At 68.2% G+C, this 24,743-nt stretch carries 24 protein-coding genes; 8 read left to right on the top strand and 16 right to left on the bottom strand.

The annotated features are described in order from the left end of the window. Nucleotides 1-10 precede the first annotated feature (10 nt). Both MZC64_RS06255 and MZC64_RS06250 read left to right on the top strand, forming a co-directional pair. Nucleotides 11-685 (top strand): family 16 glycoside hydrolase, encoded by a 675-nt coding sequence (locus MZC64_RS06255; protein ID WP_247756140.1) that lies wholly within the window; start codon nucleotides 11-13, stop codon nucleotides 683-685. A gap of 346 nt (nucleotides 686-1,031) precedes the next feature. Next, entirely contained in the window at nucleotides 1,032-2,030 is a 999-nt protein-coding gene (locus tag MZC64_RS06250; protein WP_247756139.1) for a glycosyl hydrolase family 18 protein, read from the top strand. A 47-nt stretch (nucleotides 2,031-2,077) separates the two neighbouring features. Here the strand turns inward: MZC64_RS06250 and MZC64_RS06245 are convergent, their stop codons facing one another. After that, nucleotides 2,078-3,310: a glycosyltransferase 87 family protein gene (locus tag MZC64_RS06245; RefSeq protein ID WP_247756137.1), complete on the bottom strand. Its 1,233-nt coding sequence runs from the start codon at nucleotides 3,308-3,310 to the stop codon at nucleotides 2,078-2,080. A gap of 95 nt (nucleotides 3,311-3,405) precedes the next feature. Here MZC64_RS06245 and MZC64_RS06240 point away from each other — a divergent pair, with 95 nt between their 5' ends. Both MZC64_RS06240 and MZC64_RS06235 read left to right on the top strand, forming a co-directional pair. Then, nucleotides 3,406-4,515 (top strand): acyltransferase, encoded by a 1,110-nt coding sequence (locus MZC64_RS06240; protein ID WP_247756135.1) that lies wholly within the window; start codon nucleotides 3,406-3,408, stop codon nucleotides 4,513-4,515. Continuing rightward, entirely contained in the window at nucleotides 4,512-5,066 is a 555-nt protein-coding gene (locus MZC64_RS06235) for an RNA polymerase sigma factor (RefSeq protein ID WP_247756133.1), read from the top strand. Before MZC64_RS06240 ends, MZC64_RS06235 begins: the two co-directional genes overlap by 4 nt. Here MZC64_RS06235 and MZC64_RS06230 read toward each other — a convergent pair. The 8 genes from MZC64_RS06230 to MZC64_RS06195 form a co-directional block, all read right to left on the bottom strand. After that, complete coding sequence (locus MZC64_RS06230; protein WP_247756132.1) at nucleotides 5,041-5,946, bottom strand: ABC transporter ATP-binding protein; 906 nt, start codon at nucleotides 5,944-5,946, stop codon at nucleotides 5,041-5,043. The genes MZC64_RS06235 and MZC64_RS06230 overlap by 26 nt on opposite strands. A 46-nt stretch (nucleotides 5,947-5,992) precedes the next feature. Beyond that, a complete protein-coding gene (locus MZC64_RS06225) occupies nucleotides 5,993-6,376 on the bottom strand; it encodes a GntR family transcriptional regulator (RefSeq protein WP_247756130.1) in 384 nt (127 codons plus the stop codon). Nucleotides 6,377-6,423: 47 nt separating this feature from the next. After that, nucleotides 6,424-7,410, bottom strand: coding sequence for an ABC transporter permease (locus MZC64_RS06220; RefSeq protein ID WP_247756129.1), 987 nt, complete (start codon nucleotides 7,408-7,410; stop codon nucleotides 6,424-6,426). Continuing rightward, the gene (locus MZC64_RS06215) at nucleotides 7,407-8,279 is read right to left on the bottom strand and encodes an ABC transporter ATP-binding protein (protein WP_247756128.1); all 873 of its coding nucleotides are present in this window, start codon (nucleotides 8,277-8,279) and stop codon (nucleotides 7,407-7,409) included. The genes MZC64_RS06220 and MZC64_RS06215 overlap by 4 nt, the downstream gene beginning before the upstream one ends. A gap of 96 nt (nucleotides 8,280-8,375) precedes the next feature. After that, nucleotides 8,376-9,860, bottom strand: a complete 1,485-nt coding sequence (locus tag MZC64_RS06210) for an FAD-binding protein (RefSeq protein ID WP_247756126.1) — start codon at nucleotides 9,858-9,860, stop codon at nucleotides 8,376-8,378. A gap of 19 nt (nucleotides 9,861-9,879) precedes the next feature. Then, entirely contained in the window at nucleotides 9,880-10,719 is an 840-nt protein-coding gene (locus MZC64_RS06205; RefSeq protein WP_247756124.1) for a TauD/TfdA family dioxygenase, read from the bottom strand. Nucleotides 10,720-10,746: 27 nt separating this feature from the next. Further along, nucleotides 10,747-11,706 (bottom strand): isocyanide synthase family protein, encoded by a 960-nt coding sequence (locus tag MZC64_RS06200; RefSeq protein ID WP_247756123.1) that lies wholly within the window; start codon nucleotides 11,704-11,706, stop codon nucleotides 10,747-10,749. A 180-nt stretch (nucleotides 11,707-11,886) separates the two neighbouring features. Beyond that, entirely contained in the window at nucleotides 11,887-12,327 is a 441-nt protein-coding gene (locus MZC64_RS06195) for a hypothetical protein (protein ID WP_247756121.1), read from the bottom strand. A gap of 35 nt (nucleotides 12,328-12,362) precedes the next feature. Between MZC64_RS06195 and MZC64_RS06190 the strand changes: the two genes are divergently transcribed. After that, the gene (locus MZC64_RS06190) at nucleotides 12,363-12,686 is read left to right on the top strand and encodes a cupin domain-containing protein (protein ID WP_247756119.1); all 324 of its coding nucleotides are present in this window, start codon (nucleotides 12,363-12,365) and stop codon (nucleotides 12,684-12,686) included. Nucleotides 12,687-12,694: 8 nt separating this feature from the next. Here the strand turns inward: MZC64_RS06190 and MZC64_RS06185 are convergent, their stop codons facing one another. Then, nucleotides 12,695-13,375, bottom strand: coding sequence for a nitroreductase (locus MZC64_RS06185; protein WP_247756117.1), 681 nt, complete (start codon nucleotides 13,373-13,375; stop codon nucleotides 12,695-12,697). 111 nt (nucleotides 13,376-13,486) lie between these two features. On the opposite strand from MZC64_RS06185, the gene MZC64_RS06180 reads away from it, so the two are divergent. Both MZC64_RS06180 and MZC64_RS06175 read left to right on the top strand, forming a co-directional pair. Further along, complete coding sequence (locus tag MZC64_RS06180) at nucleotides 13,487-14,089, top strand: TetR family transcriptional regulator (protein ID WP_247756115.1); 603 nt, start codon at nucleotides 13,487-13,489, stop codon at nucleotides 14,087-14,089. Between the two features lie 549 nt (nucleotides 14,090-14,638). Next, on the top strand, nucleotides 14,639-14,992 hold the full coding sequence (locus MZC64_RS06175) for a hypothetical protein (RefSeq protein ID WP_247756114.1): 354 nt from the start codon (nucleotides 14,639-14,641) through the stop codon (nucleotides 14,990-14,992). A 201-nt stretch (nucleotides 14,993-15,193) separates the two neighbouring features. Here the strand turns inward: MZC64_RS06175 and MZC64_RS06170 are convergent, their stop codons facing one another. Continuing rightward, on the bottom strand, nucleotides 15,194-15,676 hold the full coding sequence (locus MZC64_RS06170) for a sigma-70 family RNA polymerase sigma factor (protein ID WP_282104961.1): 483 nt from the start codon (nucleotides 15,674-15,676) through the stop codon (nucleotides 15,194-15,196). A 449-nt stretch (nucleotides 15,677-16,125) separates the two neighbouring features. Then, a complete protein-coding gene (locus tag MZC64_RS06165) occupies nucleotides 16,126-16,926 on the bottom strand; it encodes a hypothetical protein (protein ID WP_247756113.1) in 801 nt (266 codons plus the stop codon). A 423-nt stretch (nucleotides 16,927-17,349) separates the two neighbouring features. Between MZC64_RS06165 and MZC64_RS06160 the strand changes: the two genes are divergently transcribed. Further along, on the top strand, nucleotides 17,350-17,559 hold the full coding sequence (locus MZC64_RS06160) for a hypothetical protein (protein ID WP_247756111.1): 210 nt from the start codon (nucleotides 17,350-17,352) through the stop codon (nucleotides 17,557-17,559). Nucleotides 17,560-17,700: 141 nt separating this feature from the next. Here MZC64_RS06160 and MZC64_RS06155 read toward each other — a convergent pair whose 3' ends face one another. From MZC64_RS06155 to MZC64_RS06140, 4 genes are all read right to left on the bottom strand, one after another. Further along, nucleotides 17,701-19,203 carry an AbfB domain-containing protein gene (locus MZC64_RS06155; protein ID WP_247756110.1) on the bottom strand — a complete coding sequence of 501 codons (1,503 nt, stop codon included), beginning with the start codon at nucleotides 19,201-19,203 and terminating at the stop codon, nucleotides 17,701-17,703. 814 nt (nucleotides 19,204-20,017) lie between these two features. Continuing rightward, the gene (locus MZC64_RS06150; protein ID WP_247756108.1) at nucleotides 20,018-20,560 is read right to left on the bottom strand and encodes a hypothetical protein; all 543 of its coding nucleotides are present in this window, start codon (nucleotides 20,558-20,560) and stop codon (nucleotides 20,018-20,020) included. Further along, nucleotides 20,550-20,906, bottom strand: a complete 357-nt coding sequence (locus MZC64_RS06145; RefSeq protein ID WP_247756106.1) for a hypothetical protein — start codon at nucleotides 20,904-20,906, stop codon at nucleotides 20,550-20,552. The genes MZC64_RS06150 and MZC64_RS06145 overlap by 11 nt, the downstream gene beginning before the upstream one ends. A gap of 14 nt (nucleotides 20,907-20,920) precedes the next feature. Then, entirely contained in the window at nucleotides 20,921-24,688 is a 3,768-nt protein-coding gene (locus MZC64_RS06140; protein WP_247756105.1) for a hypothetical protein, read from the bottom strand. Between the last annotated feature and the right edge of the window lie 55 nt (nucleotides 24,689-24,743).

The following is a 24,743-nucleotide window of genomic DNA, read 5'->3' as shown; positions in this document are numbered from 1 at the left end:
GATGGTCACCATGCTTCGTCGTCCACTGTGGACACTGCTGGCCGGGATCGTGTTGCTGGGTACGGCTTTCACCCCACCGGCGGCAGCCGACCCGGTACTCAAGCCCATGTTCGACGGGAAAACCCTGGACGGCTGGACCGCGTCCAAACCGGGTGAGTACCTGGTCAAGGACGGGGCGATCCACAGCACCGGCAAGTCCCGGGGCTGGCTGTACTACAACAAGCAGCAGGCAGGCACCTTCCGCTGGCTGTTCCACCTGCGCCAGGTCAAGGGCAACCACGCGCCCTCGGTGCTGATCTGGGGCGTCACCCAGCCGATCAACGGACTGGGCGCCATCCAGTTCCAGCCGCCCAACGGCGGCCACTGGGACTACCGGCCGGGACACAACAACAGCGGCAAGGAGTTCTTCACCAAGTACCCCCACCCCAAGTGGGATGTGCAGAAGTGGGCCCAGTGCGAGATCGTGGGCAACCAGGCCACCGGGATCGCGCGGATGGCCTGCTGCCCGCTGCCGGCCGGGGCGAGCAAGTGCAAGGCCACCGAGGTGTTGTCGTTCAAGGACAAGAAGGCGGCCAGGGTCGGACCGCTGGCGATCCAGATCCACAACTCCGGTATCGAGGACGAGTACAAGAACCTCCAGCTTGAATACCCGGTGGCCGACCCGGACAAGCTGATCACCACCTGAGCGCAGGCGGGCCGCCACCCGCCGCACCGGTCCAGACCAAAGTGGTCTGGACCCATTGGTGCTTTTGCCGTGACTTGATTCAAGTCATGCAGTAGGCTGACTCTCGCCCGCTGCCAGGAGGGATGTGTCTGTGAAGACACCGTCACTGGTGTGCGCTCTGGCCGAATCAATCTCACCCTAACAGCCGGTTCCCGCTAGCCGTGGAAACCGGTTTCCGGTAACGCGTCCGACGTCGCCGCCGCCCCCTGCCGCCGCGGCCCGGCTTCGTGCGCGCACCGCGACACCCGTTCAGCCCCTGCCCTGAAAGGGATATATCGTCATGCAATCGATTGCCATTCGTTCACGTATGGTCCGCTCTCGTTGGGCCACAACGGGAATCGCCCTGGTCACGGCGGCGGCCGCGATCACGATGGGACTCGCCGCGCCGAGTAGCGCGGCCCCGGTGGACCAGGCCGCCGCGGAACCGACCGCGGTGCAGGCGCTGCCGCCCGGTTTCCGCAGCGTGGGTTACATGCCGTCCTGGTCCGGCAACGTGAACAGCATCCAGTACCGCAAGCTCACCCACATCAACTACGCCTTCGCGCTGCCCAACGCGAACGGGACCCTGCAAGCCATCCCGGACCCGAACAAGCTGCGCTCGCTGGTGTCCCAGGGACACAGCAACGGCGTCAAGGTGTCGCTGGCGATCGGTGGCTGGAACGACGGCAACGACTCGGCCTTCGAGGCGCTGGCGCGTAGCGCGGGCACCCGGACCGCCTTCGTCAACGCGGTGGTCAACGTGATCAACCAGTACAACCTGGACGGGGTCGACATCGACTGGGAGTACCCGGACCCCGGCGCCTCCGGCAACAACTTCACCGCGCTGATGCAGCAGCTCAGCGGCGCGCTCAAGCCCAAGGGCAAGCTGCTCACCGCGGCCGTGGTCTCCGGCGGCACCACCGCCAACGGCGTGCAGCCCGCGGTGTTCGGCGTGGTCGACTTCCTCAACATCATGGCCTACGACGGCGGCAGCCCGCACGCCAACTACCAGTGGTCGATCGACTCACTCAACGGCTGGAAGGCCCGCGGCCTGCCCGCGAGCAAGGCCGTGCTCGGCGTGCCGTTCTACAGCAGGCCGAACTACCTGACCTACGCCCAGATCGTGGCCATGAACGCGGCCAACGCGCAGAAGGACTGCATCCAGGCCAGTGGCGCCCAGCAGTGCTACAACGGCATCCCCACCATCAAGCGCAAGACCCAGTGGGCCAAGACCAACGCCGGCGGGATCATGAACTGGGAGCTGTCCCAGGACACCACCGGGGCGACCTCGCTGGTCAGCGCCATCTTCGACGCGGCGGGCAGTTAGCCTGCCAGGTGTCCGGCCCGCCACCCTGCCGGCGGCGGGCCGGATGCCTACCGGCTGGACAGGCGGGACCGCACCGGCCGGATCGCCAGCACCAGCAGGGCGACCAGGGTGATCCAGATGTAGGCGTTGCCCGGGATGTGTTGCCAGAGGGTCCAGCGCAGTTCGCGGTCCTCGGAGCTGGGCACCAGGGCGAACAACTGCGCGCAGTACAGGGCGAGCACGCTCAGCAGCAGTGCCCAGTGCTGCCAGACCCGGGCGCGGGCGGCGGCGACCAGGAAGGCCGGCACGCACCAGACCCAGTGGTGGGACCAGGACACGGGTGAGGCGAGCAGGGCGCCGGCCGCGATGGCCAGCAGCGCGACGACCTCATCGCGGGTGCGCAGCGCGACGATGATCGCGAGCAGCATCACCAGCGCGGCAAGTCCCAGCCACAGCAACGACATCGCGTCCGGGCCGGGGTTCAGCCGGTGCAGCAGGCCACGCAGGGACTGGTTCGGAGCGTAGGCCAGGCCGCCGATGCGGGTCGGGTCGGTGAGCGCGTGGAACCAGTACTCGGTGGAATCCGTTGGTGCGGCGAGGAATCCGATCAGCGCGAGGACCACGAAGGCGCCGACCGAGTTCGCCGCGGCCCGCCAATCCTTGCGCACCAGGAAGTACAGCACGAACACCGCGGGGGTCAGTTTGATCGCGGCGGCCAGGCCCACCAGCACCCCGCGCCAGCGGGGGTCGCGCACGGCGAAGCAGTCGATGACCACCAGCGCCATCAGCATGATGTTGATCTGGCCGAAGGCGAGGGTGGAGATCACCGGCTCCATGCCGATCGAGAGGACCGCGGCTCCTGCACCCACGGTCCAGGCGATTTCCTTGCGCTGGAACAGTTTCCCGGCCACCAGCACGCAGACCGCGGTCATCGCCAGGAAGCTGGTGACGAGCACGAGGGCGTTCATCAGCCAGCCCGGCAACGCGGCGAACACGCTGAACAACACCGCCGCCACCGGTGGATAGGTGAACGGCAGCCGCGGGCCCGGCAGCGGGCCGGGGAAGTCGATGTAGAGCGGAATTCCTTGCCACCACGCGAGTCCACCGTTGCGGTAGACCTCCAGGTCCAGGAAATACCGGCTCATGAAGGCCAGCGGCAGGCCGATCAGCATCAGCCACCACAGGCCCCACACGACCCGGCGGGCGAGTTCCCACCGGGGTGACAGGCCGGTGGCGGCTTGGGCAGACGACGGGGGTCCGGCCGCGACGGCTTGCTTGACCAGCGACTTCAGGTTCGGCATGGACACTCTTCGCCGCAGGCCGCGACCGCGTTCCCACTCCGGCGGTGTGACTGTCCTCATAGGAACGTCGGGGGGCCCATCGGCAACTAGTGTCCATGAGCACCACTCGTAACGCGCCGATGAGCCACGGGGAGTTCCTCGCGCTGAAGCGGTTCCCCGCCCTGGACGGGGTGCGCGCCATCGCCGCGCTGCTCGTCGTGTTCTTCCACAACGACGGCCCCGGTCTGCTGCAGGGCTGGCTCGGTGTGCAGGTGTTCTTCGTGCTGTCCGGCTTCCTGATCACGACCCTGCTGTTGCGCGAGCACTCCCGCACCGGGCGGATCAACCTGCCGAGCTTCTACCGCAGGCGCGCGTTCCGCATCCTGCCGGTGTACTTCGTGGTGCTGTTCCTGACCGCCGCCGGCCTGCTGGTCGCCGGGCAGTTCGGCTCGAACCCGCTGGGCCGGGATTTCGGGCTGTACCTGGTGTTCTTCAACGAGTTCGGGCTCGGCGGACCGTACGGGCACTCCTGGTCGCTGGGCATCGAGCAGAAGTTCTACCTGCTGTGGCCGCTGCTGGCGTTCACCCTGCTACCCAGGGCCCGTCCGCTGGTCACGGCCGGTCTGATGACGCTCTCGCTGGCCGTCATCCCGTTCACCGTGGCCGTGGACCCCAAGGGCTGGTCGGTGCACTACTTCACCGTGCTGATCGGCTGCCTGCTCGCGATGATCATGCACAACCCGCGCGGCTACGCCGTGTTCAAGCCGCTGACCAGGCCCTGGGTCGCGGGCGCGGTGTGCCTGCTCTTCCTCGGCGCGCACCTGTCCGTGTCCACCCTGTCCGACCTGCTGGACAAGGCCGTGTTCGACATTCCCGGTTTCGTCGCGGTGGTGCCGTTCTACGCGCTGGCCGCGGCGCTGCTGATGCCCGCGCTGCTCGGTCCCGGCCTGCCCCAGCGCCTGCTCTCCACCCGGGTGATGGTCTACCTCGGCGAGCGCTCGTACTCGATCTATCTGGTCCAGTCGATCGCGCACGGCATCGTGGTGGGGCTGGCGCCCGGCGCGTCCGGACTGCTGCTGGCGGTGCCGGTGTCCCTGGTCGCGATCGGCATCGCCGACCTCTGCTATCGCTGGGTGGAGCGCCCGATGATCGCGCTGGGCCGCCGCCGCGAGGCCAAGGCGGTACCGGCGCCCGAACCGGTCGGGCACACCGCGGAGCCGAAGTGACCAGCCCGCTGGACCAGGACACCTGGGCCCGGCTCTACCACCGCCACGCCCGTGAGCTGCACAGATACCTGTCCTGCCGGGTGGACACCCAGGTCGCCGACGACCTGGTGTCGGAGACCTTCCTGACCGCCTGGGAACGCCGGGACAGCTTCGAGCCGGAGCGGGCCACCCCGCGGGCCTGGCTGTTCGGCATCGCGGCCAACCTGCTGCGCAGGCACACCCGCGCGGAGGGCCGCCGCCTGCGGGCGTGGGCCAGGGAACATGGGCGGCGGGCGGTGACCGAACAGGTCGACGAGCACACCGCGGCGGTGGTGGACGCCCAGTCGATGGCCACCGGCCTGGCCGGGACGCTGGCCGGACTGCGCCCGGAGGAACGGGAGGTGCTGCTGATGGTGGCCTGGGCGGACCTGACCGCGGCGGAGATCGCCGAGGCCACCTCGACCCAGGTGACCACGGTGCGCACCCGGTTGTTCCGGGCCAGGCGGAAGCTGCGGGCCCGCTGCCTCGGCGGCAGGTCAGCGCTGGTCAGCGGCCTGGGCGCGGCGAGCTGACGGCCAGCCTGCGGGTCCGCGAGGCGCGCAGGTAGCCCATCACCAGCGATTCCAGATCGGGCCGCTCGGCCAGCCAGCCCTCGGGCGCGGCGCCGCCGCGGACCAGCACGGTCCGCTGCCGCTCGGTGCCGGAGGAGTCGATGACCGTGCCGGTGATGGCGGCGGCGGACTCGGCGGGCCCGACCAGCACCTGGTGCTCGGCCAGGGTGTCGCCGATGTCGCCCGCCAGCTGCACCCGGCCCTCGTCGAGCAGCAGCAGGTGGTCGCAGACGTCGCCGAGGTCGGTGAGCAGGTGCGAGGACAGCAGGACCGTGGTGCCGCGTTCGGCGACCTCGGTCAGCACGATCCGCAAGGTCTCGTCCCTGGCCAGCGGGTCCAGGTCGGAGAGCGGCTCGTCGAGCAGCAGCACCCTGGGCAGCCTGCCCAGCGCCAGCGCGATGGCGACCTGGGTGCGCGCGCCGACGGACAGGGTGCCCACCTTCGCGTCCCGGTCCACCCCGGCCAGCAGGTCGAGCACCTCCTCCGCCCGCTGCGCCGACCAGCGACTGTTCAGCGCCGCGCCGGCCCGCATCATCTCGCGCACGGTGAAGCCGTCGTAGAGCGGACGGCGCTGGGTCAGCAGCGAAACGTCGGGGTGCATCCGGCCGTGCACCGGCGCCCCGTGCACGCTGATCTCACCGCGGGTCGGCCTGGCCAGGCCCGCGATCAAGGACAACAGGGTGCTCTTGCCCGCGCCGTTCGGGCCCACCAGCGCGGTCACGCTGCCCGGCGGCAACGCGAAGTCGCAGTCCCGCAACGCCATCGTGCGGCCGAACTGCTTGGCCACGCCCGTCACCCGGACCGGGCTCGCGTCCGGACGCGGCAGCGCGGGGGCGTTCATGCCCGGCATTGTCCACCACCCTGTCTGGGACCGGCGAGCGCGCGCGTCAGGCCGGGTAGTGCGTGTCCCGCACGTCGGTGTAGATCGCGTCGACCTCTTCCAGCACAAGCCCGTCGGTGACCGCCCGGCCCATCCACTGTTCGAGGTCCTGCCGCAGTGGGGCGCCGAGTTTGACCGCGTCGGTGGCCAGGGACGCGGTGACGAAGGTGCCCATCCCGCGGCGGCCGGCCACCAGTCCCTCGTGTTCGAGTTCGCGGTAGGCCTTGAGCACGGTGTTGGGGTTGACCGTGGTGGCCGCCACCACCTCCCTGGCCGTCGGCAGCTGGTCGCCAGGGCCCAGCAGTCCCATCCGCATCGCCTGTTTGACCTGCGCAGCGATCTGGAGGTAGGTGGCCACCCCGGAGTGCCGATCGATGCGAAACTCGATCACGCCGTTCAGCATAGGTGTCCACCGGTCCCTGGCACTCCACCTTCACCTCACACCTGCCGCCGGACCGCCCAGATCGAGCCCAGCGTGAACAGCACCGCGAGCCCGAGGAAGATCGAGCCCTCGACCAGGTGCAACGAGGTCGCCGCGTCGGCCGGGATGAGGTCGGCGAAGGACTTCACCAGCCCGTGCTCGCGGTAGCAGGTCAGCTGATCCGTCGGCATGGCCTCGTTGCCGCGGGCGCCGCAGCCGCTGATCCGGGACCAGCTGTTGGGCAGCACGTTGCCGGCCGCGTCCAGGTGGCCGCTGTCCAGCACCAGCGAGCGGTCGCCGGTGGGCACCGCGGAGCTGGTCGGGTCGTCCGAGGTGATCCGCTTCGGCGTGAGCATGAACTGCTGCAGGCCGGTGAGCACGTACCGGATCACCACGAACACCCCGAGGGTGAGCGTCATCGCCATCAGCGTCCGCCGGGACAACGCGCCCAGGAACATGCCGAGGGTGTAGGCGAACAGCGTGTAGGCGAACGGGGAGATCCCGCTGGCGCCGAAGGTGGTGGCGGCGAACGGCCCGGTCTTCAACGGCCCCAGGCTGCCCGCGGCCGCCAGCCAGCCGCCGACCAGGAACTGCAGCGTCAGCAGCACCACCAGCGCGGGCACCGCGGTGACCAGGAACTTGCTCGCCATCCAGCGGATCCGGCTCACCGACTGGGTGAACGCGAGCACGTGCGTGCCCTGCTCGAACTCCCGCGCGAACAACGGCGCGCCGATGAACACCCCGACCAGCGCGGGCAACGCGAGCACCAGCGACTGCGCGATCTTCATCCGGTCGAACCAGGTGTCCTGGAACTCGGTGACCGCGGTGCCGGAGCAGGCCGAGCCCGGTTTGATCCCGTCCAGCACGCAGCCGGCGATGCCCCGGGCGTCGAGGTCCGCGGTCATTCCCGCCCGCAGCAACAACACCGCCACCACGCCGGCGAACAGTGCGACGGCGAGGCTGATCAGCGCGAGTCGCTGCTGACGCCACACGATCCAGGTCATGCCGCGACCTCCAGACCGGTGCCGCGCATGTAGGAGAGCGCGAGGTGGCCAAGTCGCGGCCGGTGCAGCTGCCAGCCCGGCTGGCGCCGGGCGGCGTGCGCGGGCACCAGCACCAGCTGCGCGCCGTTGACCACCTGGGTGTCGATGACCGATCCCGGCGCTACCGGACACGGCTGACCGGGCGGCCCGACCAGCAGGGCGTGCTCGTGCACCAGCTGGGCGACATCACCGGCGAGCCGCACCCGGCCACCGATGAGCAGCACCAGGTGGTCGCACACCCCTTCCAGCTCCGCGAGCACATGCGAGGACAGCAACACGGTGATCTCCTGCGCCCGGCACTCCGCCAGCAACGTCTGCAACACGGCCTGCCGGGCGAGCGGATCGAGGTCGGCCAGCGGCTCGTCGAGCATCAGCAGCCGCGGCCGCTTGCCCAGCGCCAATGCCAGCGCGACCCGGGTCCGCTGCCCACCGGAGAGCGTGCCCACCTTGGCCGTGAGCGGCACCGCGGCCCGCGCCACCAGCTCCTCGGCGTAGGCCTGGTCCCAGCCCGGATTGGCGTGTCTGCCCAGCCGGAGCGTCTCGGCCACGGTGAACTGCGGATACAGCGGCTTCTGCTGGGTCAGGAAGGACACCGAGGAGTGCATGCCGCGCCCGCTGGGCACCTCGCCGAACACCCCGATCCGGCCCACGCTCGGCCGAACCAGCCCGGTGACCAGGCCCATCAGCGTGCTCTTGCCCGCGCCGTTCGGCCCGACGAGCGCCACCACCCGGCCCGGCGGGATCTCCAGCGAGCAGTCCCGCAGGGCCCAGCCCCGCGAGTACCTCTTCCCCAGCCCCTCCGCCAGCACCGGCGCCTGCTGGTCCGTCATCCGCCCACTCCTCTCCGCTGTCCCATGCGGACGATGCTAACACCCTTTCACTAAGCAACTAGCGAAAGGGTGCGTGCGGAGAGGTCGACACACTGTCTACAAAGGACATACCGGGAGGCTGGCCTGCGACAGCGACCGCAGGTAGTCGACGATCGGCGAGGCATCGTCGATCGAGGCCGACGCGGCGAGGTAGGAATCAGGCCGCACCAACAGCAACCGATCCGGGTAGGGGGACTCGCCAGGAGTGTCGCGGATCTGAATCGTCCGCACGAAGGGGGGCAGCGCAAGATCCGGCTCGTCATCGCCAAAGACGAGAAGCGTGAAGAAACGATAGTCGAGCAACGAGTAGACCCGCGCCTGCTCGCCTACCGGCAACTCGCCATCGGGACCATGGACCATGAAGTCGAAAAGTCGCGAGCCCGCAAGTCCGCCCTCGCCATAGCGGATCCCCATGCCGGTGATGTTGCCCGCCTTCCGCTCGACGGTCTTGACATAATCCACCGCGTGGGTTCCACCCTCGGAATACTTGGTCGATCGCACCAGCGCGCCCGAGGTTTCCACCACACTCAGTGCGACCGGCTTACGCTCCTGCTCATAGGTTCGCAGAATATCCGGCGAGGACACCGCGTTGGCGGCCATGCCCAGCTTCCACATGAGGTTGAACGCGTCCGACAAGCCGGTGTTCAACCCCTGCCCGCCATTGACCGAGTGAATATGGCAGGCGTCGCCAGCCAGAAAAACCCGGTCGTCGACCGAGAAGCTCTCCGCAACCGACTCCTTGACGGAGAACCGGGAGAACCACTCGATCCGCTTCAGGGTCAGCTCATGCGGCCGCACGGCCCGCTTGATCTTGGCGATCACCTGCTCCAGGTCGAACTCGGCCACGTCCATGCGCACGTAGAAGCGATCGATCTCCCCTTCGCGCGGAATCCAGGCCACGTCCGAGGTGTCGACCTGGAAGACGATGATCTCCGGCACCTTGGGGAAGTCAGTCTCGAAAACCCCGTCCAGGACCGCCCAGATCAGCTCCGGCCGGGTGATCTCGAACGGGATGTCGAAGAAGTCCCGGACGGCGGACCGCGAGCCGTCCGCGCCGATGACGAACCGCGACTCGACCACCTCACCGGAGGACAGGACCGACCGGCAGCCACCCTCGGTGATGGCGACGTGGTCGACCGAGGTGTTCCGCCGCACCGCGCAGTCCAGCTCACCGACCCGCCGATCCAGCGACCTCTCGACGAATGCCTGGCCAAGCATCAGGAAATGCTTGTGAAAACAGCCCTCCAGATTGTCCCACCAGGTGGACTGGCGAGAAACGAACTCGCCGTCAGCCCAGACCGAGCTGGTATTGCAGGTCTTCCCCTGCGGATAGAGCTCTGCAAAAATCCCGACAATCTCCAGCAACTGCAACGAACGCGCGTTGAGCGCATCGGCTCGCCCCGTGCTGATGGGCGCCGCCGATTTGTCCACTATCAGCACCCGCAGGCCGTACAGTCGCCCGAGCAAAGCACACAGCAGACCGACCGGGCCCGCGCCAACCACAAGAACGTCAACCTTCGACCCGGTGGTCTCGTTCGACACGACAAACATCTCCGATCGGTCAGGAACGGACCAGCGCCGGGTTGTCCAGCGGCGGGTCACCGAGCACGTGCACCCGGCGCAGATGCCGGGGCGCGCGACTGGTGAATGCCTCCCGCCCGTGCAGCAGCGTGTAATTGTCGGACACGACCACATCGCCATCCTGCCAGGCGTGCGCGTAGAAATGGGCAGGCGAGTACAGCGCCTCCCGGAGACTCCGGTGGAAACGCTCCAGCTCCACCGCATCGACGCCGGTGAACTCGAGGTCGGGGTGGTTGATGAAGTCCGGGTCCCCGGCGATCGCGGGCTCGCCGTAGCGCAGCACCGGGAAACCACCCACCGGATGCGTGGTCACCACCGGGGACACGGCTTCGCTGTCGTAGAACTCCATTTTGCGGCGGTAGGTGCCGGTGACCCGCTCCCACAGCCGCCGGGTGTCCGGGTCCGCGCCGGCCAGCACCGCGGGGGTGTTCGAGAAGGTGGTCCGGCCGCCCTGATCCGCGCCGGGGGCGCTGACACAGTGGAAGATCTGGAACTCCGGCACCTGCTGCCGGTACATGCCGTCCCAGTGCAGCGGCACGTAACTGTGGTCGAAAATGTGGTCGTCGGGCCGGTCATGCTCGACCAGTTCGAGGACCGCGCCGAACGGCCACATCGCGAGTTCGCCCCATTCACCGCACCACCCGGTGAGTTCCGCCGGCCCCGCGAAGGCGGAGAAACCCCGCAGCAGCACCAGATGATGGGCCCTGGCCAGCTCCCGTAACCGATCCAGCGGCAACTCGGTCACCGCGGCACCGGACCGGGCCGGACGCACCACCGCCCCGAACGGGCTCAGCTTCTCCACGACGATGTCGGCGGTCATCTGCTTCTCCTTGTCCGGCAACATGTTCTAGGCGACTTCGACGCGAGACCGGGACAGCGCGAAGTGACTCGGCCGCCCGTCCCTGCTGACCAGTTCGGCCCCCGCGGCCTCGGCCTCGGCCCGCTTCATGAGCACAAACCGATCGCCCAGATCAACCGCGACGCTGTGCCAGGGGGTGAGCCAGCTGTCGGCGGTCTCGGCGAGGTGAATGCCCAGTTTTGTTGCGCCGCAAGGCTGTGGATGGATGGACAGGCGCACCGCCGAGGGGAAGTACTCGACCAGCAGGTCACCCCATGCCTTGCTGCGCTGCATCATCAGATAGGCCCGCGCCCGCGCGCTCCGCTGCAGTGCGGCCCGACTGCCCTGGTACGCCGGAGTGTCCCCGTCCTCGAACAGGAACCGGGTGAGAGCGCGGTACAACTCGACGTCGACGCCGGCCCGGACCCGCTCCCTGATCACATCCAGGTCCTCGGCAAATCCCTCCACCAGCAGTTCCCTGGCCCGGTGGTGGCCCTGACCGGCCAGCAGCGGAATGTCGTCGAGGGTGAACAACCGGATCCGGCGGCCCGGCAGGCCGTCAATCATCACCTGCAGTTCCCGCTGATAGGTGGTGATGTCCGCATCCGGAATGCCCACCACATCACCAAAAACCCGGCCGTCGGAGCCAATCACCAACTCGGCGCCGGGCGGATAGACCGCGCCAATGTCGGCGATGAGCGTGTCCAGGAACTCCAGCGCGAGCCGCTCGGCCAGATCCGGCACTGCCCCCAGCACCTTGGCCTCATTCGGCGATTTGCCGGGAAAAGCGGGCAACACGAACACGACCGGCACCCCGGCCGCCACGCTGCGCTCCACCTGCCCCAGCTGAGCGGCCAGACACCGCGCACAACGCGGCGCACAACCCCCCGCCGGCCCGCCAAGCTTGCGCTGATGCCGGAGCACCAGCTCCAGGACGGTCTCGGCGACCCGTCGTGCTTCCTCGGACATGCCACGCCTTCCAGCCGGTCTTCGCGATCTTCAGCGTGACCGAGTGGAATAGCCGTCCATACTGACATTTCGGCATAACCCGACGTAATGCAGACGACCCGCCCAGCCGACCGGCTATTCGCGGTCGAGGTCAGGACGGGTCGCACGCCAGGCCAGGCTCCACGACCTGGCCGGCACCGGTCAGCGGCGACCGGTGGCCAGGATGACCAGGAACTGGCCGCCGCCCGGCTCGATGCCTGCGGTCACCGGCAGCCCTGGCACCAGGCGGGAGAACCGGTCCACCAGCCAGTCCGCCGCCTCCTGGGCGTCCCGCCTGGTCGGGCAGCGGGCGACCATCTCGCGGCCGCCCTTGCGCTCCAGCCGGGTGGCGACGGTGCTCAGCGGGGCGGGTTCGACCACGTGCAGGCGGTCCGGCCAGGCGATGACGACCTTGACCGCGCCCTTGCGGGAGTTGCACCCGCGGTGCGCGAGGCGCTCGGCGATCTTGGCCTTGCGGTCGGCGGTGCGGCTGTCGACGCTGGGCCCCAGGGAGTCGTTGACCGACTTTCCGGGGTCGACCGGTTCGTCGCACACCCAGCAGCGCCAGCCGTCGCGCTCGGCCACATCTTCGAGGAGACCCATCCGAGCAACCTAGCCTGGTCACGCAGACTGGACGCATGTGGCTGCCACTGACGCAGGTTGAAGGACTTCCGCTGCTGGGCGGGGCCGGTCGGTACCGGGTGCCGCTGCGGACCGGGACCGGGTTGCTGATGGAGATCGAGTATCCGCAGGGGGTCAGTTCGCCGGAACACCAGCATGATCACGACAGCTTCATCTACCTGTTGTCCGGACACGTGCGCGGGACCATCGCGGGGCAGCCGTGCGAGTTGCACGCCGGCGGGACGCTGCTGCATCCACGGGGTGTGCTGCACTCCGTCGAGGCGGTGGTGACCAGCCGGTGGCTGGAGTTCAAGTCGCCGCCCAACTTGCCGGTGGCCTGACGGGGTGTTCAGGAGTGGAATCGGGTGGTCTCGGCGAGTTCGGCGCGGGCGACCCGGACGGTGTTGGCCGGAGCGGACTCCTCGGCGTAGCCGAAGGAGATCCCGAGCAGGACCTTCCTGTCCCGCACGCCCAGTTCGGCGCGGATGGTGTCGGCATAGAAGCTCAGCAGTCCCTGGGGGCAGCTGGCTATGCCGTACGCGGTCATCGCCAGCATGAGGGTCTGCGCGTAGATGCCCACGTCGGCGGCGATGCGCACCTCCGCGTTGGCCGGGGTGAACAGCAGCGCGACGTGTGGCGCGCCGTAGAAGCGCAGGCTCTGGGCGTTGTAGGCAGCGCGGGCGGCGTGGTCCGCGCGGCCGATTCCCACGGCCGCGTACAGCCGCTCGCCCGCGCACTGGCGCCGTCGCTGGTAGGCGCCCTGGTAGAGGTCCTCGCGGTAGGGGAAGTCCGGGGAGAGGTCGTTTCGGGTGTGCGCGGCCACCAGCGCTGCGCCGAGGCGGTCCCTGGCTGCGCCGCTGACCACCTCCACCTGCCAGGGCTGGGTGTTGGAGTTGGACGGCGCCGCGCCGGCCAGGGAGAAGACGGCGCGGAGGGTGTGCGCGGGGACGGGGTCGGGACGAAACGCGCGGGTGGCGCGGCGCGCGCGGATCAGGTGTTCGGCGTATTCGGGCAGGTGGCCGGTGGTCATGGCCTCGCCTCCGGATGGTGTCACACAGCTGAAGTAAACGGATCCGTTTACCTTGCGTCGGACCGTAGCAGGCGACCGGCATGAGGTAAACGGTGACGTATACTTCACGGCGTGGCTGAGCAGGACGAGGCCGCCCGCCGGCGCGGGCGCGGAGCACGAGAACGCATCCTGGCCGCGACCATGGCGCTGTTCGAGACGCAGGGGATCACCGCCACCGGCATGGAGCAGGTGGCCTCCCGCGCCCCGGTCTCCAAACGCACCCTCTACCTGCACTTCCCCACCAAGGACCAGCTGGTGGTGGCCTATCTGCGCCACCTCGCCGAGAGCGGCCACACGATCGACCACGCGCTGGACCGCCAGGACCTGTCGCCCAGACAGCGACTCCTGGCACTGTTCACCGTGCCCCGCACCGGAACCGGGCCCATCCGGGGCTGCCCGTTCATCGACGCCGCCGCCGAGTTCCCGGACCCGGACAGCCCGGTGCACGCCCACACCCGCCAGGAGAAGCAGCGCTTCACCCACCGCGTCATCGAGCTGGTGCGCCAGCTCGGCGCGGCACAGCCGGAGATCCTCGGCGAGCAACTCGCGATCCTGGCCGACGGAGTCGCCAGCAGGGCAATGGTGTTCAACGACCCCGGGTGTGGCGATCACGCCCGAGCGGCGGCGGAGGCATTGCTCGACGCGGCCACCGGTTCACTGTCCACAAAGGACTGATGAGCAGGCTCGCCGGCACCTGGCACGGATCTGGCACGAATGGCGGTAGCCCGGAAATGCCAGAAGCCCTGGGACACGTTGTGGACCGTGTCACCAGGGCTTCTGGGGCTATCTCAACCGAGTGGAGCTGAGGGGATTCGAACCCCTGCCCCCCACACTGCCAGATTAGGTAATCCAAGCCTCTGACCAGCATAAACAGAGACTCTGCTGCTATGGCGAACCCGGCGAGTGCCATTGCGTCCCGTTCAGCGGGGTCTAATTCGGTTCATTCGGAGCCGCTGCTCCAGGTTTGCTCCAGGCTGGCAGGCGCGAAGGAGGCGTCGAACAAGCCTCCGAGACGGGCGGCTGGTGTGCTGGGCGCCCCGGCCAGCCAGGCAGTCCTGGCCTGTGCAACCGCGATCACGACGCCGCAGCCGCGTTCTCCAACTGGGCTGTGGTCCGCCGCTGGCCCGCCTGGCTTGCCGACAACGCGGCCGTGCAAGTAACGGACTGGCCAGGGGCAGGCGACTCCACGGTGGTCACCCTCTCCCCTACGCCGCGGAGGCCGTCATGCTGCGCCGTGCGCTCGCCGTCATTCTGCTCGCCCTCACCGCGGCCGCGTTCGGGGTAGCGGCCTACTTCCTGCTGGCACCAACAGAGGTGACGTTGTCGGAGAACGCCCGCCAGCTCGGAACAGTCGACTGTGGAGACCTCACCACCGACTGGGAGGTCCCAGAAACCGAGCGAGTGCAGATGCCCGCCGAGGACCTGCGGCGCATCTGTGGGGAGGTCCGCGGTAACGATGTGGAGTGGGCCGGGCTGGCCACCCTGGTCGCGGTCGCAGCCGGGGCAGCCGGTGGGGTGCTGATGCGTTCTCGAGCTGTTGTGCACCCCAAGGACCAGGCCAAGTCAGCCAGTGCATGACCCCGAAAAGAGGTGACCGGACTGTCCCGCAGATCGGGAGTTCGCTCCGCGGCGGCGCCCGGGTAGGGCAAGCGGCGGGCACCGGCCACTACATGCTCATGCACCGTTCGCACCAGGGTGGGGCACGGCGGATGGGACCACGTAAGGTCTGCCTTCGACACCCGCAGGTGGTCACGGCTGGCCGATGGTCAGGACAGCTACCTAGCTAGAGATGATCTCCTCCGCCTGCGCTGCCTTCTGCAGCTTGGTCAATGCGCGGTGCTGAGCCGCCCGTACCGCCTTCTCCGTCATTTCCAGCGCCGCTGCAGCGTCCGTGGCACTCATCCCGACCACCACGCGCAGGATGAGAACCTCTCGCTGACGTGGCGGCAGAATCCCAAGCAAGGTGCTCAGATTCTCGGACAGGCCACCAACCTCATCGCCAAGGTCAGGCGAGCCACCTGCCACATCTTGTCCTTCGGCATCACCCCTGTTCCGATCTGCCACCTTGTGTGCGGCGATGCCGTAGAGGAAGGCCAGGAACGGGCGGCCTTGGCTCCGGTACGCCGGCAGTGAGGTGAGCACGGCCAGGCACACCTCCTGGGCCACCTCGTCCGCTTCGGCGTAGGAGTCAGTGCCGCGACCGATCCGAGTGCGGCAGTACCGGACTACGATCGGGCGGATCCAGCCGAGCAACCACGACATCGCCGAGCGGTCGCCCGAAATCGTTGCGGTGAGCACGCCCTCCAGCTCCTCATCTCCGTCCTCCCCCACCGGGGGCGGTGCGCTGGGGCGTAGGCCGGTCAGGGCCAGCTCGTCCTTGCTCTGTTGGATGACCGAGGTGATCTCGGGGATCTTGGCGAGCAGACGGTTGGCTTTCGCCCTAGCCGTGCCCAGGGAGGAGCGCTCCACCAGGCGCAGGAAGTCGAGTAGTTCAGCGACCGAGGTGTCCAGCTTCTCCTGAGTGATCTCCTCCTGGTGCTGAAGGTGGGCGAGCTGATTGCGGATCGGGCGCATCCGCTGGAGCAGCTCCTCCACATCCGGATCAGACGCGGTCTGCTGCTGGTGCTTAAGGAGGGCGTACAGGTGCAGGAAGTGTGCTCTGGACACCTGGTTCAATGACGGGTCCGGCTTGCCGTACTGGCTCATCGTTTTCACCCTTCCTCACGTCGCTGGAACTTCGTCCGCTCGCGGTAGAGCCGACCTTCCACCGCGCGGGTGGTGATCCCGTGCTCGGCAGCAATCTCGGAGAAGGTCTTGTCCTCCCAGGCCAGTTGGAAGGCCATCTCCCGGAGCTCGGCGGACTTGTTCATCAGACGCTCCTTGATCCACTGGCGACTGATGACCTCGGCCGCATGGTCCTCGCCCTTGGCGCGGGTGAGGTCGCGGATGTCCTCGTCCGCGGCGCAGAAGGAGGGGCGCCACCGTTCGCGGTGCCGCTGCCACCGGCGGTAGATGTTGGGAAAGACCGAGACGCAGGCGCCGACGAAATAGGTGGTCAAGGCCGCACCGCCGGCGGGGGTCCAGCCGGTGCCCGCGATGGCCTTGCGGTGGAAGAGAACCAGGGCCTTGGCGACGGTCTCGCCGGCCAGACCCACGCGCTCGTCTACATCCTGCAGGCCGGCGCGGTCGTAGTCGGTAACCGTCAGCGGGCGCCCCTGGTCCAGGGTGTGGGCGAAGATCAGGCCGCGGCGCAGCCAGGCTCGGATGACAGGTAGTGCGTAGGCGGCCAGCTCGTTGCGGAAGATCTTGTACTTCGGGCCCTGGAAGCCAGCGGCGCTAAGCTGGGTGTAGAGCAGATGGTCCTGTTCCTGGCGCAGGTGCCGAGCGCCACGGTGGGCGGCGTCGGAGTCAGCCTGTTCCTCAGTGTCGAACTCCAGCTCGGCTTCGGCCCGGCCCAGCTCGGCCAGCATGCCTGCGGCGACCTCGATCGTGCCCTCAGATTCGCTGTCCACCTGCTCCTCGTGCGCAGTCTCCTCAACGTGACCAGCGGAGCGGAGGTTGTCCTGCGCCGGGGTGGGCTTGTTGGCGCCGCGGCCAGCCTGGTCCTCCGGTTGTAGGCCGGTAACACGCCGGGGCGTCTCGCCGCTGGACCGCGCACCTCCCCTCGTCACGCCGTTCTCCCTCGCGCTAGGCCACCCCATGCCCCTAGAAGGGGCCCTGGGGTGGGCATCGCCCCTCTCCGCTGGCGCTCCGAGGGACGAAAACCAACCAATGTCCCCTTCTAGGTGGGGGCGGGGCCGGTACCCCACGACTTTTTTTCAAGATCTTTCTTGGAGAGGTTCCCGCGAAATTTCCGTGGGCTGAGCTGAGCGAATCAACCTATAGCCCGACATAGCCGGGCGAGCCCCGGTGACCAACAACGATGAGGAGCCGTGATGCCCGCCCCCGAGCCCGACACCACCGAGCCCACCCCACTGCTCGGCCTGCGCGCGGCGCTGATCCTGCTGCTAGCCGCGCTCACTGGCATCGGCGCCGGCGTGCTGGCTGCACTGGCCGGGCGCCACCCCGCCGAAGCCGTCTTGATTGGCGTCACCGCGCTCGCCGCAGCGGCCGCGTTCTTCAATTGGGCCGTCGCCCGCCTCTGACCCAATACCAGGCCCCTGCCCCAGGGAACCTGGATGGCTGGCGGATGAACCGACCGCTTCGGTGCGCAGAGATCCTCACAAACGCCGACCGCCTGGGACCCCAGAAGGGCCCAGGCGGTCGTGCTGAACTCCGGCTTAGCTCTACTTCTTCAGCGGGGCGACAACATCCCAGCTGGTGTCCGCCTCGAAGGAGTTGGGATCCTCATACCACTGGCCCCCACCGTTCTTGGCCGACCACATCTGTCCCTGGGTGTGGCGGATGTACCGGTCCGGCAGGTTCCAGGACTCCAGCGAGACACCCTTGCCGCTCAGCCCGTCGCGCGCGCACCAGGTGGCGTCCGCGGTCATCTGGGCGCTGCGGTCGTTGGTGTCCAACCGGATCCGGCCCTGAGCGTGACGCAGATAGGCACCGGGAACGTTGATCGCCTCGATGGAGTAGCAGCTCGCGTCGGCCAGGCCGGGCACGATCCGCCAGGTGGCATCGGCCTTGTTCAACTCGGGGCTGTTCTCCTCGACGACCTCGATCCACCCGAGTCCGTTGGCATGCCGGGCGTAGTGGTTGGCCAGCCCGGTGTTGGTCACCCGCAGCGAACGGTTCGGGTCAGCCGGGTTCACCAGGTCGTGGCGGGCTTTGCCGACCACGCGGACCTGCCACTGCTGGTCGCTGGTGTGCCGGTTGTCCGCCTGGGTCAGGAAGGTGCCCTCGCCGCTGCCGGAGCCGGTGGGCTGGATGACCTTGCCGGTGGCCTTGTTGCGGAGTTCGACGGTGTTGTCCTTGCCTGGCACCAGTTCCCACTGCTGACGGGTGAGATCCGCACGGCATTCGTGCTGTCCGATCGGCGCCCCATCGGCGGTGGCACCGCCGGTGACCTCCAGACACTTCTTGGAGTTGACGCTCTTGAACGAGTACAGGTTTGTGCCGCGTTCGATGACTTCCCACTGCTGGTTCGCCCGGCCGTGGCAGTTGGCGATCACGGTGCGGGCGTCGTTGTCCCAGCTGGCGAAGTACACATCCAGGCAGCGTCCGGAGTGCACGCCGCGGAAGTCCACGACCGCGTTCTGCACCACGCCGGGAACGCGACGGCCGTTGACGATCTGCTCGGCGATCCAGCTGGTGATGTTGTCCGCGCGGGTCTCGACAGCGCCCTTGCGGGTACCGGTCTCACCCGTGCACCCGTACTCCCAGGAGGTGCTGTTCACTCCGATCAGCTCGAACCGCCCGCCGGCCTCACGGAAAGCGGGTCCCCCGGAATCGCCTTGGCAGGTGGAGGCATCCGGTGAGCTGGAGCCGCTGATCGGGAAGCTGGTCCCGGTGGCCGAGTCGATCGAGTCGACGGTGAACACCGCGGTGTGAGCCTGGTTCGGGCGCCACTCATCCTTAGTGCGCCCGAAGCCACTGACCCGCAGCTTCTCCCCCGCGGCAGGCGCAGTGGCGCCGAGGTTCAGTGCCGTGATGCCGTTGACCGGGTTGGCGAGTTTGGCCAGGACCAGGTCTCGGTCCTGGCGTACGGCGAGGTGGGTGACATCGGCGGTGACCTGGGTTGTGCCGGTGCCGAACGTGGCCTTGGTCGGCTCCTGGGGTGGGCCGGCGGGGACCTGGATTCCCTGAGTCGGGTCCTTGACGAAGCAGCTGGCGGCGGTCAAGTTACCCACCGTGTTGCGACCGCCTGAAACCCACAGCAGGCTCACACTGCCGCAATGGTGATCTGAGCTACTTCTTCAGCGAGGCGACCACGTCCCAACTGGTGTCCGCCGCAAAGGATTCGGGGTTCTCCCACCACTGGCCACCGCCGTTCTGGGCCGACCACAGCTGGCCCTGGGCGTGGCGGATACTCCCCTACCAGCAGCCGTCCTGCCGCGCGCGGGCCGCATTCGGCAGCCCGGATGCCCATCCGGGCCGACAAGCCCCGAATGGTCCACCAGGACGCTCGACGAGGCGACGACGATCAGAGCGCACGGGTTGCGCCGCCGGAACACGACCTCAACTGGCGACGACTACGTCCTGATGCAGATTGGATCTTGAATTCCGCCCAGCCCCCGCCCGCGAGCACACATCGAGCACACATCAGACCACTGTGGACGTTCACCTGCGCAAACCAACAGTGTTTGCGCAGGTGAAACCAAGGTCGCGTGGTGGGCCGCGTGGGACTCGAACCCACAACCCGCGGATTAAAAGGGGCCCTGCACAGGGTGTCTCTTGCTGACGGTACAGCCCGTGTTGTGACGTTTCCGCTGATGGCGTAGTCACCGCTATGCCGACCGATGACGCGGTAGTTCAGTACCGCGTCCCGCCGCCGAGCACACCCGGAGCACCGTTCGACAGCGACAAGCCGCCGCCCAGCCCTCAGCAAACAGCGTCCGCATGACAACGCTCCCAAGCCTAGGCGCCATCACAACACGGGCCAGCCCTGACAGTCCCTAAGACATAGCGCCCTACGGAGGTCCCCAGACGAGGCAGTCAGCCCGTGATCTCCAGGCGCACCAGGGTAGACGGCTTTCCACCGGGTTCACCGACACCCACCTGTGCACTGCCGTTCGGGTTGAGGTTCACGGTCTTGCGCTCACCGGCCTCGCTCACGACCTCAGCCGTGCCCTTGTGGCCAGCTCCCGCCTGACGGCCATCACCCCGGATCTCGAACACGTCCGGCAGCGCCAGCGTCACGTAGCCACGATTGCCAGTCACCTTGAAACACACCACACCGTCCTTGTTCTTGCCGACGGTCGCGTCCGACGAGTGCACCTCGATCAGGCCGAGAGCACCCGACTGCGGCGTGCTGCAGTCGACATAGACGATGTGGCCGTCGCCCGCGATCAGCTTGACGTTGTCCTCGGCCTCGATTCTCGCCTTGCCCGGGTAAGCGTTGCGCTCCACCGACGAGGGCTGCTTGTCCGAGGTGGTCGCCTGGTTCGCCTGAGCCACGAAGACACCACCGGACACCACAACACCGACCGCTACAGCGGCCAAGAGCATACGTGGCAACGCTTTCATCTCACTCCCCACGGGTTTCGTCCTCCGTCAGCCGACGCCTGTCCGCCTCGCTCCACCGGATTGCCATCTCGATCAGCTCGTCGACCATCTCGTGCGTTCCGTCGTCCTCGCCGAGCGGAAATGCCTCTGTCACCGCTGGCTTCAGCTCCTGGCGGATCACTCTCACGATCTCCCCGGCCTGCGACTCCGAGTAGTACGTCAACGCAAGCCACGCATACCCGTCCTCGATGAACGTCTCCAGCGCGGCCGCGAGGTCGCGGTCACGCACCTGACAAGCCAGAAACTCGACGACCCACTGGAACGTTCTCCTCGGAACGTCCCAGATCTCGTTGTCCGTCGAGTTCTCTCGGTCGATCACAAACTGAGCAGACATCACACCACCAGGAAGACCTTGGGCCAGTACGGTTCGATGAAACCTCTGAGCTTATCAATCTGCTCGCCGGTCAGCCCCTTCGTGTAGACCGGCACGTAGTCGGCCTTCTCCTTTATGTGCGTGATGATCTGGTTCTGAATGTTCTGCAGATTCCACTGCTTGTCGAAGTGCTGACTCGGGATGGGGCCGATCGCGTCGTAGCGGATGCCGTTGATGTCGATCCAGTCCGGGCTCTTCTTGTTGAACGGTCCCGGCCACCGGAGAAGCGGGACGCCGAAGCGCTGCTCAAGCTTGATGGCGATGTCCATCTCGTCCTGGTTGAACTTGAAGTTCTTCGCCCCATCGATACCAAGGTTACGGATCCGTTGAACCTCGGCAAGGTCCGCGATAGCCGAGGATGCCTTGGCAAGCGCCCGCTGGACCGCACCCATCTCGACCGCGACCGACTCCAGCTGCGCGGCCACGCGGATGCCGGCGGCACCTGTCACTGCCCCCGCGTACGCGCCGGCCACCCAGGCGGGGTAGAAGGCCATTCCCTCAGGAGAAGCTGCCAGCATGATGCCACCGCAAACCACGGAGATCACGCATCCGACCACGCCAACGGTCGCGATGGTGATAGCCCCCGCGACCGCCCCGCCGAGAAGTGCCACGGCGGCAAGCTGAAGACCAGCCGCGAGGAACTCGATCTGCCGGTTCGCCTCGAAGTCAGGGCTGAGTGCGTCAGCCGTGCAGTTCTGGAAGCCGGGGCCCCCGCGAGCGTGCCCGTAGAGAACGTCGCACATCAGCCCGTTCTCGTAGGCTCGCTCGATCTTCTCCTCGTTGGTCTGACTGATCAGGCGGACACAGTTCTTGTACCTCTCGCTGCCCTCTTTATGGCGGGTAAGGCAGTACTCGATCTGCCGTGCCGCCGCCTGGACGATCTCCTCGTTGATCTTCTTGGTCGCGGCGGCGTACGCCTGCTCCGCGGCCGCGTTGGCTTCCTTGGAATCCTTTTCTGCGGCGACCGCGGAGTTGAAGGCCGCGCGAGCTGAGCTGACCGCATCTCGGGCGAAACCAACGGCCTGGCTGGCCGAGGCACGCGCGTAGATCGCCGACTGCATCGCCTGGCGGGCGGAGGTCTGGGCCCGGTTCGCGGACTCCTTCGCGGTGCGGGCCGAGCTGGCCGCCGCCTGCGCGGAACGTTCGGCGGAGCGTGCTGACTCCTGTGCCTGCCGGGCATAGGCAGCAGCGTCGTTGGCAGCGTTGCGGGCCTGCTCCGCGTGCCCGGCTGCTTCCTGCGCGGCGCCACGGGCATATGCCGCCGTTGCCTGTGCCTCGTTGGCGTTCCTGACCGCCGTCGCCGCGGCACTGGCGGCCTGGGCGAGGTAGCCGGAGACCTCCTCGATGTGCGCGGCCGAGTCGGCGTCCCGACGAGCAGCGACGAATCGGTCGGTCACCAGGAACTTCCGGATCAGCGACGGCGGACCATCCAAAACGGCCTGAGCCATCGCTTTGGTTTCCGGTCCGCTGTCTTTGCTCGCGACGAGGTGGTTGACCTCGATGCGGTCATCGATCGTGCTCGCGGTGAACTGCTCTTTGTCGAGAAACGCCCGGTAGGCGAGGCCAGTGTTCGCATCGAGTGCCTTCTGCGCGGCCTTGACCGTGGTGTTCCTGCCCGCGCTACGCGCCTCCGACTGAACGTTGTTGACCTTGATCCGGTCCTCGGTGTCCCGGCCCGGGTAGGTCGGGTCACGAAGGAACTGCCGCACATCAGCATCGGAGCCGGCGAGCGCAGCGTCCGCGGTCTCACGCAGTGCCTGGCTGCCCCGGTCAATGACGGCCTTGAGCGTGAGGCGATCATCTTGCGCGGCCGCCCTGGCGATACCGATACGGACGTACTCGCGCACTTCAGCATCCGCACCCGTCAGCGCCGCGGTCGCCTCGGTTTTCGTCCACTCACCCTTGGCGTTGGCCAGCCGCAACGCGATCCGACGGCCGTGGTTGAGCACCAGCGCAGGTTCCGCACCGGCGGCGCTGGCCTCGGTGATCAGCCGGTTCGTCTCGGTGTCCCGCAAGGTCTCCTGGTCGGCGTCCCATTTCGGGGACGCCTCGACCCGTTGGACCGCTGCCTTGGCGTTGCGCGCTGCCTCGGCTGCCGCGTCGGCGCGGATGGTGAGCCGTTCCTCGTCTGCGGTACGCGCGGCGTCGAATACCTGCCGGGCCTGAGCCGCGGCATCGAGTGCTGTCTGCGCGGCTGTGCTCGCGGCATTGGCGTGCCGGGTGGCTTCAGCTGCCGCGGTCGCGGCATTGCCCGCGTGCGCTGCTGCCGCGTCGGCTGCATCGGCAGCGGCCGATGCGTCCGCCGCGGCTCGGGTCGCTGCAGTCCGGGCCCGGTCCGCTGCGTTCGCGGCCACGTTCGCGAAGCTCATCGCTGCCTGGGCGGCGCGAGTGGCGCGTGCGGCCTGGCTACGCGCGGCGGCGGCGGCGTTGCGAGCACGGGTCGCATCGGCGCCGGCGCGGGAGGCGAAGTCGCCCGCTTCGACCGCGGCCTGGGCGGCAGCGGCGGCATTGTTGCCCGCGTTGCTTGCCGCTTGGGCCGCAGCACCCGCGTTGCGTGCCGCATCGCCGGCGGCCTTGGCAGCATCGGCGGCGCGCTCGGCACCCACCACGATGTCCCGCGCCGCCTGCGCGGCCTTGCGCGCATTCGATGCCTCGCCCGCGTCCTTGGCCGCGGCGGCAGCCGCGGAGTAGGCACGTGAGGCAGCCTGCCCCGCCATCGACGCCGCTGTCGCGGCACGAGAGGCGGCGGCCGCCGCGACCCTGGCCGCGTTGCTGGCGGCAGTGGCCGCGCCGACGGCGTCGCGGGCGGCGTCGGCGGCACGGTTCGCGGCATCCGCGGCAAGCCCCGCCGCGGCGGCCGCTTCGGCCGCGTTGCCCTTCGCGCTTTCCGTTGCGCGAGCGGCCTTTTCAGCCGCCGCCTTAGCTAGCACGGTTTCGGTGACCGCGCGGTCGGAGGCGACCGTCGCGGCTTGCGTTTCTTGGGCGGCCAGCTCACCGGCGACCTTGGCTACGTTCGCGAGTTCAGCGACTGAGGCCGTCTCCTGGTCACGCGCCTGCGCGAGCGGCCAGTCGAAGTCAAGGAACTGCTGGAAGGACTCAATGGTGCCCGCATCGAGCGCGCGCTGCGCCATCTCGCGCACCTTCGCCCCACCGACAGCCATGAGCTGGTTGACCCGGATGCGGAGATCCTGCGTCTCGGGGACGCGCCAGCCCTGGTCCAGGAAAGTCTTCAGCGCCTCCTCGGTGCCAGCATCCAGCGCGGCCTGCGCGGCCTCCCGGATCTTGGGGCCACCGACAGCCATCATCTGGTTGACCCGGATGCGCAGGTCCTGCAAGCGCGAGGTAGCCCAGCCGTTCTCCAGGAACTGACCGACCGCGTCTGGCGTGCCCACGTCCAACACTCGCTGCGCGGCGTCCTTGACCGCATAGCCGCCTGACTTGAGCATCTCGGCGACGCGACCGCGGTCGTCGGTCTCGGAGACGCGCTGCCAGCCTGCGTCGAGGAACGCCCGGATCCCAGCGTCGCTGCCGATTAGCGCCTGTCCCGCGGCTTCACGCAGCGCAGGGCCCCCCATACGCCACATCGTGAGCACACGAGCACGCTCGTTGCCGCGGTCGGCATCGCCAGCCACTGCGGGCGACGGCGGCACGGCGATCATGCTCGCCAGCGTGGCCACAGCGACCGTCAGCGCCGCGAATCGTCGTCTTCTACGGACATAGCCACTCATGCAAACCCCCTGAATTCGAGCACGCCGAACGCGTTCCTCAACATCCGCCCATGTG

Source organism: Crossiella sp. S99.2 (genome assembly GCF_023094165.1).
Lineage (GTDB): Bacteria > Actinomycetota > Actinomycetes > Mycobacteriales > Pseudonocardiaceae > Crossiella.
This window is presented reverse-complemented; position numbering and strand designations above follow the sequence as displayed.

Coding starts and splice junctions, on each gene's coding strand:
- MZC64_RS06195 (WP_247756121.1), bottom strand. CDS start 12,327: ATGGGTCTCCTCGAAGATGTGGCCGAGCGCGACGGCTGGCGCTGCTGG.
- MZC64_RS06245 (WP_247756137.1), bottom strand. CDS start 3,310: ATGCCGAACCTGAAGTCGCTGGTCAAGCAAGCCGTCGCGGCCGGACCC.
- MZC64_RS06215 (WP_247756128.1), bottom strand. CDS start 8,279: ATGACGGACCAGCAGGCGCCGGTGCTGGCGGAGGGGCTGGGGAAGAGG.
- MZC64_RS06175 (WP_247756114.1), top strand. CDS start 14,639: ATGCTGCGCCGTGCGCTCGCCGTCATTCTGCTCGCCCTCACCGCGGCC.
- MZC64_RS06230 (WP_247756132.1), bottom strand. CDS start 5,946: ATGAACGCCCCCGCGCTGCCGCGTCCGGACGCGAGCCCGGTCCGGGTG.
- MZC64_RS06185 (WP_247756117.1), bottom strand. CDS start 13,375: ATGACCACCGGCCACCTGCCCGAATACGCCGAACACCTGATCCGCGCG.
- MZC64_RS06240 (WP_247756135.1), top strand. CDS start 3,406: ATGAGCACCACTCGTAACGCGCCGATGAGCCACGGGGAGTTCCTCGCG.
- MZC64_RS06220 (WP_247756129.1), bottom strand. CDS start 7,410: ATGACCTGGATCGTGTGGCGTCAGCAGCGACTCGCGCTGATCAGCCTC.
- MZC64_RS06190 (WP_247756119.1), top strand. CDS start 12,363: ATGTGGCTGCCACTGACGCAGGTTGAAGGACTTCCGCTGCTGGGCGGG.
- MZC64_RS06140 (WP_247756105.1), bottom strand. CDS start 24,688: ATGAGTGGCTATGTCCGTAGAAGACGACGATTCGCGGCGCTGACGGTC.
- MZC64_RS06205 (WP_247756124.1), bottom strand. CDS start 10,719: ATGACCGCCGACATCGTCGTGGAGAAGCTGAGCCCGTTCGGGGCGGTG.
- MZC64_RS06160 (WP_247756111.1), top strand. CDS start 17,350: ATGCCCGCCCCCGAGCCCGACACCACCGAGCCCACCCCACTGCTCGGC.
- MZC64_RS06170 (WP_282104961.1), bottom strand. CDS start 15,676: ATGTCGTGGTTGCTCGGCTGGATCCGCCCGATCGTAGTCCGGTACTGC.
- MZC64_RS06250 (WP_247756139.1), top strand. CDS start 1,032: ATGGTCCGCTCTCGTTGGGCCACAACGGGAATCGCCCTGGTCACGGCG.
- MZC64_RS06200 (WP_247756123.1), bottom strand. CDS start 11,706: ATGTCCGAGGAAGCACGACGGGTCGCCGAGACCGTCCTGGAGCTGGTG.
- MZC64_RS06255 (WP_247756140.1), top strand. CDS start 11: ATGCTTCGTCGTCCACTGTGGACACTGCTGGCCGGGATCGTGTTGCTG.